Source organism: Protofrankia sp. CiP1_Cm_nod3 (assembly GCF_982290655.1).
In genome coordinates this window covers 22,915-24,336 of the sequence record NZ_CEVIVD010000013.1, presented here as the reverse complement: position 1 = coordinate 24,336, position 1,422 = coordinate 22,915, and the positions used below count along the sequence as shown (strand labels likewise).

Below are 1,422 nucleotides of genomic sequence, written 5' to 3'. Positions count from 1 at the left end.
CGGTCGGCCCCGGGCGCGGGCCCGTGGATGCCTTCTCGCCCTGTGTGACTACGTAGAGTAATCAATCGCTTCGGTCCGTGTGTGACTTTCCGTCCACAGGCCCGGGTCAGGGGTTGACGGGAGCTCTCCCGGGCCGGCCGAGCGGGCCGGAAATACCCGGATTCGCCCGACCTGTTCAAGACCCGACAGCCTCTTTCGGCTTTCAGGTCGTGCCCTTTGGCGCTACTCCTGGCATGCTCGGACGCCGTGGACGATCTGCTTGCCCGTGTTCCCATGTTTGCCGGCCTGTCCGAACAGGACCGGCAGGCCCTTAACGATCATTTGGAACGTCAGAATGTTACCCGAGGCGACGTTCTGTTTCGGGAAGGTGAAACCGGAGACCGTGTCTTCGTGATCCTTGCTGGAAAGGTCAAGATTGGCCGTGCGGCGTCGGACGGACGCGAGAACCTCCTCATGGTGATGGGGCCCGGAGACCTCTTCGGGGAACTCTCGCTGTTCGACCCGGGGCCCCGCACGGCCAGCGCGACCGCGGTGACCGACGCGTCGCTGGTCTCCCTGGAGCACACCGCGCTGCGCCCGTGGCTGGCAACCCGGCCCGAAGCGGCGTCGCTGCTGCTGCGGGTGCTGGCCCAGCGCCTGCGGCGGACCAACGACTCCATGGCCGACATGGTGTTCACCGACGTGCCCGGACGGGTGGCCAAGGCCCTTCTCGACCTTGCCGAGCGCTTCGGTGAGCCGGCCCAGCCCGGCAACGAGGCGGCTGGTGTCCGGGTCGAGCACGGCCTGACCCAGGAGGAGCTCGCCCAACTGGTCGGGGCCTCCCGGGAGACGGTCAACAAGGCGCTCGCGGACTTCGCGACCCGCGGCTGGCTGCGTCTGGACTCCCGCGCGGTGGTGCTGCTCGACCGGGAGCGGCTCGCCCGCCGCGCCCGGTAGGGCGTAAGCCGGCGGACGCCGGTCGACGCGGGCGTGTTCGGCCCACGCGACCGGGGGTCCGCCGGGAGACGCCCCTGGTTCCGGCCTGAGGGGGCACAGGCTGGCTGACTCCCGTCCCAGCAGGTCCTGACCGGTACGCCTGGCGTACCGGTCAGGACCTGCCCTCACATCATGAAGATCTTCTTTGCTGGGTCGGCTGCAGGCGCCGGACCCGGCTGCTGTCGTGCGCGCCGCCATGCCCGTGCCGCCGCAGCGGTGGTTGTCACACCGTCGCGACGTACATGACCCACTATCTGACCGGACCCGCTGACCGGACCTACTACCTGGCCCGTCGCGTCGTATCCGAATGGCTACCAGCTGCCACTGCTGTCACTGCCACCTGCGCCACTGCCACCTGGCACCTCCGCGCGGTTGTCCCGCGCGGTCATGCCTGCGTGGTCGGCTCCGCCAGGGACGGCACCGTCGGCGCGCCCGCCGGGGATGCCG

General features: G+C 69.5%; 1 protein-coding gene. It reads left to right on the top strand.

What is annotated here, in order from left to right; all coding sequences use genetic code 11:
• Positions 1-390 precede the first annotated feature (390 nt).
• Positions 391-936, top strand: a complete 546-nt coding sequence (locus AC5LUJ_RS04920; protein WP_277602717.1) for a Crp/Fnr family transcriptional regulator — start codon at positions 391-393, stop codon at positions 934-936.
• The last annotated feature ends 486 nt before the right edge of the window (positions 937-1,422 follow it).